We start from the raw sequence: 6624 nt of genomic DNA, 5'->3' as shown, positions 1-6624 counted from the left end.
GCCACATCCAGATCGCGAACCGCATGGAGGCGATCCACACCACCAAGGTCGGCACCGCGGAGGCCGACCTCGTGATCGCCTGCGACCCGATCGTCGGTGCGAACAAGAGCACGTTGGCGACGCTGCGCGAGGGCCGCAGCTTCGTCGCGCTGAACACGCACGGCTCGCCGACGGCGGCCTTCGTGACCAACCCGGACTGGCAGTTCCCCGGCGCGAGCTGCGAGGGCGCGATCGTCGCGGCGGCCGGCCCGGCGAACGTGGGCATGCTCGATGCCGAGGAGCTCGCGGTGCAGCTGGTCGGCGATTCGCTGTACACCAACCCGCTGATGCTCGGCTATGCCTGGCAGAAGGGCCGCGTGCCGCTCGGCCATGCCGCGCTGATGCGCGCGATCGAGCTGAACGGCGTGCAGGTCGACAACAACAAGTCGGCCTTCGAATGGGGCCGCCGCGCCGCGCATGACCTGGCGGCGGTGAAGGCGCTGTTCAAGGCGGGCCAGGTGATCGAGTTCGTGCGCAAGAGCGTGAACATCGACGACGTGATCGCCAAGCGCGTCGAGTTCCTGACCGGCTACCAGGATGCGTCGTACGCGGCGCAGTACCGGGCCTTCGTCGAGAAGGTGCGGGCCGCCGAGGCGCCGCTGGGCGGCCACAAGCTGACCGAGCAGGTCGCGCGCTACCTGTTCAAGCTGATGGCCTACAAGGACGAGTACGAGGTCGCGCGGCTGCACACCGACAAGGCCTTCCTCGACAAGGTGGCGGCGCAGTTCGAGGGCGACTACACGCTGAACTACCACCTGGCGCCGCCGGCCCTCGCGAAGAAGAACGACAAGGGCGAGCTGGTGAAGCAGCGCTTCGGCCCGTGGATGCAGACCGCGTTCCGCGTGCTCGCGAAGTTCAAGGGGCTGCGCGGCACCGCGTTCGACCCGTTCGGCCGCACCGAGGAGCGCAAGACCGAGCGCGCGCTGATCGGCCAGTACCGCGAGGCCCTCGACGAGGTGCTGCGCGGGCTGAACGCGCAGACGCTGCCGCTCGCGCTGCAGATCGCGCGCATTCCGGAAGACATCCGCGGGTACGGGCATGTGAAGGAGCGGCACCTGGCCGCCGCGATGCCGAAGTGGTCGGCGCTGATGGTGCAGTGGCGGGCGGGTGGGGAGCGGAAGGCGGCTTGAGCGGGGCGCCCAAAGGCCTATTTTCCATTCATTTGCTATTCATTTGCTATTCAAATAGGATGCCAAAACGGGACTAAGCTGTTGATCCTTCAGCAGGTTTCCTGATTCGGCCTCCTATTCATGGAATACAGCCAAGATCCGCTCGAAATCCAGATCCTGCAGGCGCTGGCCGAGCGCGGCGTCGCCAGCTCACCCGACCTGCAGGTCCTGACCGGCAAGAGCCAGCCGACGGTCTCCCGGGCCTTGCGCCGCATGGGGGACCGCGTGATCACGCTGGGCCAGGGTCGGGCGGTCCGGTACGGCGTGCCGCACCTGATCCGGGGTCTGCCGGCACAGCAACCGCTGTGGTGGACCGACCCGAGCGGAATCATGTCGCGCTGGGGCACGCTGACCTTCCTGGCCGGCGATCGCCTGCACGTCGCCGCCGACGGCATCGACCTGGTCACCGCCGGCCGGCTGCCGTGGTTCCTCTCACCGCTTCGCATGCAGGGGTTCCTGGGCCGCGAATGGGCGCGACGGCTCGGGCTGGAAGGCGATCCCGAGCGCTGGTCGCTCGAACAGGTTCTGTTCGCGGCCGGCCAGGTCGAGGATCCGACCGGGGCCATCTCGATGGGAGAGCCTCGCGGCGAAAAGGTCCCCAAGGCACCGATCGACCAGCAAGAGCGCGCAGCCCACTACGACCTGTTGGCCGCCAACGTCGCCGGTACCTTGCCGGCCGGTTCGTCGGCCGGCGGCGAGCAGGCCAAGTTCCTGACCGCGCTGGCCTCGGGCGAGCGCGTGCTGGTCAAGTTCACACCGCCGCGCGGCACGCCCTTCGGCGAGCGCTGGCACGACCTGCTGCACGCCGAGGCGCTGGCGCTGCAGGTCATGCACGAGCATGGGCAGGCGGTGGCCGCGGCCCGGGTGCTGCACAGCGACACGCGGACCTACCTCGAGTCCACGCGCTTCGATCGCTTCGGTCCGCATTCGCTGGGGCGTCGCCACGCGGTGACGCTGGACGCTGCCCACGAAGCCTTCGTCCACGGCCCGCTGCACCACTGGGCCGCGACCTGCGATGCACTCGCCACGCAGCGCCGCCTGAGCGCCGAGGACGCTTCTGCCGTGCGCACGCGCCTGATGTTCGGTCGCCTGATCGGCAACACCGACATGCACTTCGGCAACCTCGCGCTGTGGGCCGACGAGCCCGCCAAGGGCCGCTTCGCGCTGGCCCCGCTGTACGACATGCTGCCGATGCGCTGGCGGCCGGACGCCTTCGCGGGATTGCACGACTACAGCGGGTTCGAGCCTCCGATGCTGATGCCGGGCGACGAAGCGAAGGCGGCGCGCACGGCGGCCATCGATTTCTGGCACCGTCTGGGCAGCCATGAAGACGTCGACCGAAAACTGCGCAACGTCGCCAGGGACATGGCCGACCGCATACAAACCTAGACCGACAACCAGGGAGCAAGAACAAGATGGATCCGACCCGGCGACCGCGTCGCCTCATCGTCATTCCGCCGGCGCGTGCCGGCAGGAACGCCCCGGCCCCCGCGGCCACGCTGCGCAGGCTGCAGGCCGCGGCCGCCGAGAAACGCCCTGCTGCCCCGCGGATGACCCCGTCGACGCTGAGGCTCGTCACCAGCTCGCCCGCCGATGGCGCCGTGCTGCTGGACATCGGCCGCCGCAGCATCGACGACGTGCGCGCGAGCGCACCCGATGGCGCCACGTTGGCCGAGGAACAGTGGTACCGCCTGGAGCGCCCTGCCCGGCCGTGGCACAAGCTCAGCGAACACCTGAAGGCGCCGCGCATCGCGGCCGGCCGCGACCAGGCCTGGACCGTCACGGTCGTCGTGGACGACGCGGCCCGCACGCGGCTCGCGCAGGCGCTGGTGACGATCCTGCTCGATGAAGAAAAAGGCACCGGCCTGGAGGCGATGACCGACCGGCGCGGGCGCGTCAGCTTCCGGCTGGGCCGCGGCACGAAGCGCCTGGATGCCGTCGAGGTGGCGCCGCTGCACGGCGGCTGGCCGGTGCGGCTGTCGAATGTGGAACTGCTGCGCGGCGGCCTGGAGATCGCCGTGCCGGCCCTGTCGCTGAAGACGGCGGATGCGCGCGGCCTGGTCTACGGCAAGCCGGCGGCCGGCGCCGGCAAGGGCGTCTCGGTCGGCGTGGTCGACACCGGCATCGGGCCGCACGACCACYTGAAGCTCGCCGGCGGGCGCAACACCACCGCGAAGGAGGCAACGCGCCTGCTGCGCGACGCCGATGGCCACGGCAGCCACGTGGCCGGCGTGATCGCGGCGACGGCCAGCGGCTGGCGGCGCGGCGAGGCCAGCGCCGTGTCGCTGCATGCCTACCGCGTGTTCGAGGCCGGCGACCCATTCGCGTCGACCTTCGCGATCCAGGCGGCCATCAAGCAGGCCGCCGTCGACGGCTGCGACCTCGTCAACCTGAGCCTGGGCGACAGCCTCGCGGACGAGGCGGTGCGCGACGCGGTCGAGTTCGCCTGGGCGCGCGGCTGCGTCTGCCTGGCCGCCGCCGGCAACGACGGTGCCGACGAGGTCGACTACCCGGCCCGCTACCCCCAGGTGATCGCGGTCTCGGCGATCGGCCTGGAGAACGCCTGGCCGGCCGGTGCCTACCTGGAGTGGACGCTGGGCGAGCCGCGCGGCAAGCCGATCGGCCACCACGTGCCGTTCTTCGCGCAGTTCTCCAACCGCGGCCGCAAGCTCGCGCTCACCGCGCCGGGCGTGGCCATCGTGTCGACGCTGTTCGGCAACCGCTGGGGCGTGATGTCGGGCACCTCGATGGCCACGCCGATCGCCACCGGCGTGCTGGCGCGCCGGCTGGCCGGCAGCGCGGTGCTGGCGATGCCGCGCGACGCCCGGCGTTCGGCGGCCATCGTGAGATTGGCCACGGCGCATGCCCAGGACCTCGGATTCCCCGCCCGTATGCAAGGCAAGGGCTTGGCGCGATAATCGAGGCCATGGCACGCTTCGTCTTCTTCAACTCCAGCGACGTGGACGCCAAGGCGCTCACGGCGGCGAAGAAGTCGGTGCGTGCCTTGGGCGGCATCGTCGTCGGCGGTGCCGCCGGCTCGATGCTCGTCGAGGCGCCCCCCACCAAGGCGGCGCAGGTGGCCAAGGCCCTGCCGGGCTGGCACTACGCGCAAGACCGCAAGACCGCCCGCATTCCCGAGCACACGCCCTTGCAGCGTGCCAAGCGGGCAGCCGCCAAGGGCTGAATCCCGTTCTCAGAACTGCAGGAACGTCACCCCCACCCCGAAGCTCGTCTGCCGGAAGTTGTAGTCCGTCAGCGTCTCGCCGTAGCCGCGGAAGGCTTGCAGGTACCAGCGCAGGCCGTTCGGCTGGTCGCGCAGCACCGGGTAGGTCCACTCGAGCTGCAGCGCACCGTACTTCACGCCCTGCAGCGTGTTGCGGTACAGCAGCGAAGCGGTCGACAAGCCGCTCGCCCAGTTCAGCTGCGTCTCGCTGCGGCCGCGGTAGTCGATCAGGTCGGGGTTGTTGTCGGTCTCCAGCTTCTCGTTGAAGCGCTGGACCAGGCGCGTGCTCAACGACCAGTTGTCGCGCTCGAAGCCGGCCCCGAGCGACGCGCGGTTCCAGCTGCGCGACAGCGGATCGGACTGGCCGTTCGACTGGTGCGCGATCCCCAGCTGCGCGTAGCGCCACTGCCAGCCGAACGGCAGCCCGCGCCAGGCCTCGGGAACCGGCACCACATAGATCGCCTCCGGTTCGTAGTCGCTGTTGCGGAACGGCTTCGAATCCTTGCCGTTCCAGATCTGCCACAGCGCCTGCTGCGTGAAGGCGAGCCACAGGTCACCGCCCTCGAAGCCGACATCCTGCAGCACCTTGGTGCGCAGCGACAGCTGGAACTTGGCCTCGGTGTTCTTGTAGTCCGGCAGCGGCACGGCCGCCTGCGTGGGCGATCGAGGCTCGCGGTTGATGCGGCTCGTCTGGTGCAGCGGCAGCACGTAGTTGGGCTTGTAGCCGACGAAGTTGAAGATGCCGCGCTTGTCCTCGGGGTCGAGCTCCCAGTAGCGCGAGACCAGGCTGCCGCTGCCGCCACCCGTCGGCCGGATCGCCGGCGGCAGCAGCTGCGCCTTCGGGGCCAGCTTCGACTCGCTCTCGCCCTCGCGGCCGGTGGGTGCCGGCGCCTCGACCGCGCGGCCGGCCAGCCTGTCGTAGCACGCGAGGCGATCGGCCGGGGCGCCGATCTGCGCGCATTCGGCCAGGCTGGCGGCCGGGTCGGACTGCGCGAATGCAGCGTGCAGGGGAAGGGAGAAAACGAAACAGGCGCAGGCGCCAAGGGTCGGTGAACGCATGCGCCCGGATGGTAGGGCCACGGAGTGAATCCCCGAGCAGCAGGCGCCGGATGGGCGTCCCGCCGCTCGGGTATCACACAGCAATCAAGGCAGCGTCTTCAGGTGGGCACCGACCGGCGCCGAGAAGTTGTAGCCGTCGAAGCGGTCCCAGTTGATCGACCAGGTCATCACGCCGCGGAAGGTCGGGTAGGCCTGGTTCGGGCGCAGCGAGCCGCAACCGGTCAGCTTCACCATGCAGTCCACCGCGTTGTTCACGGTCGACGCGGTGACGAAGCCGGAGTTCGCCGAGCGCGGGCCCGACGGCACGCCGAACGCGACCTGGTCCGGCCGCAGCCCGGCGAAGGTGCCCGCCGAGCCGTTCGACAGGCCGAAGCCTTCGATCAGCATCTTGCTGCCCGCCACCAGCATGTCGACCGAGCCTTCCGGGTACGGGTTGGCCTGGTACGGCGAGTACAGCCCGCCGTTGTTGTAGTACTGCACRTGGATGATCGACAGGTCGTCGCGCAGCCCGTTGATGATCGGCAGGTAGGCGCCCCAGATGCTGCCGTACGAGACGAAGCCGCCTTGCACGTACGGCCACTCCGGCGCCATCGACAGGTAGAACTTCGAGCCGACCTTGGCCTTCAGCGCCTTCACCGAGCTGACCAGGTACTGCTGGATCGGCGCGCCTTGCGCCACGCCGTTCTCCAGGTCGAGGTCGATGCCGTCGAAGCCGTACTTCTGGATGATCGCGTACAGGCTGTTCGTGAAGTTCGTGGCCTCGGCCTGCGAGCCGACGCTGACCGAGCCGTTCTGGCCACCCAGCGACAGCACCACCTTCTTGCCCTTGGCCTTCAGCGCACGCACGTCGGCGATGAACTGCGCATCGCTGCCGGCATTGGAGTCGACCGTGAAGCTGACGTTGCCGCCACCGRCGTTGTCGGCGAACGCGACGACGATCACGTCCCACGCGTCCGGGATCTGGCTCAGCGGGTAGGTGTTGCCGGCCGGGTTGGTGAAGTTGTGCCAGTAGCCGACCAGCGCGTGCTTGGCGATGTCGCTCGACGGTGCGGGCGCGGGCGCGGGTGCCGGTGCCGGTGCGGGTGCCGGTGCAGGGGCCGGCGCGGGAGCAGGGGCCGGCGCAGGGGCGGGGGC

The 6624-nt window shown here is 69.9% G+C and carries 6 protein-coding genes; 4 read left to right on the top strand and 2 right to left on the bottom strand.

Annotation, left to right across the window (positions count from 1 at the left end):
- The 4 genes from AC1D12_RS20675 to AC1D12_RS20660 all read left to right on the top strand — a co-directional run.
- The coding region (locus AC1D12_RS20675) for a DUF6537 domain-containing protein (RefSeq protein WP_477842537.1) at positions 1-1169 on the top strand (1169 nt) is incomplete at its 5' end.
- Positions 1170-1289: 120 nt separating this feature from the next.
- On the top strand, positions 1290-2597 hold the full coding sequence (locus tag AC1D12_RS20670; RefSeq protein WP_477842535.1) for a HipA domain-containing protein: 1308 nt from the start codon (positions 1290-1292) through the stop codon (positions 2595-2597).
- A gap of 26 nt (positions 2598-2623) precedes the next feature.
- Positions 2624-4126: a S8 family serine peptidase gene (locus AC1D12_RS20665; protein WP_477842533.1), complete on the top strand. Its 1503-nt coding sequence runs from the start codon at positions 2624-2626 to the stop codon at positions 4124-4126.
- A gap of 8 nt (positions 4127-4134) precedes the next feature.
- The gene (locus tag AC1D12_RS20660) at positions 4135-4392 is read left to right on the top strand and encodes a hypothetical protein (RefSeq protein ID WP_047594895.1); all 258 of its coding nucleotides are present in this window, start codon (positions 4135-4137) and stop codon (positions 4390-4392) included.
- Positions 4393-4401: 9 nt separating this feature from the next.
- On the opposite strand, the gene AC1D12_RS20655 is transcribed toward AC1D12_RS20660, so the two are convergent.
- Together AC1D12_RS20655 and AC1D12_RS20650 are read right to left on the bottom strand one after the other, a co-directional pair.
- Complete coding sequence (locus tag AC1D12_RS20655; RefSeq protein ID WP_477826064.1) at positions 4402-5490, bottom strand: phospholipase A; 1089 nt, start codon at positions 5488-5490, stop codon at positions 4402-4404.
- An 84-nt stretch (positions 5491-5574) separates the two neighbouring features.
- Positions 5575-6624: chitinase (locus tag AC1D12_RS20650; RefSeq protein ID WP_477842530.1), on the bottom strand; the 1050-nt coding region annotated here is incomplete at its 5' end.

Source organism: Rhizobacter sp. P1_G5 (assembly GCF_056405435.1).
This window is presented reverse-complemented; position numbering and strand designations above follow the sequence as displayed.

Coding starts and splice junctions, on each gene's coding strand:
- AC1D12_RS20670 (WP_477842535.1), top strand. CDS start 1,290: ATGGAATACAGCCAAGATCCGCTCGAAATCCAGATCCTGCAGGCGCTG.
- AC1D12_RS20660 (WP_047594895.1), top strand. CDS start 4,135: ATGGCACGCTTCGTCTTCTTCAACTCCAGCGACGTGGACGCCAAGGCG.
- AC1D12_RS20655 (WP_477826064.1), bottom strand. CDS start 5,490: ATGCGTTCACCGACCCTTGGCGCCTGCGCCTGTTTCGTTTTCTCCCTT.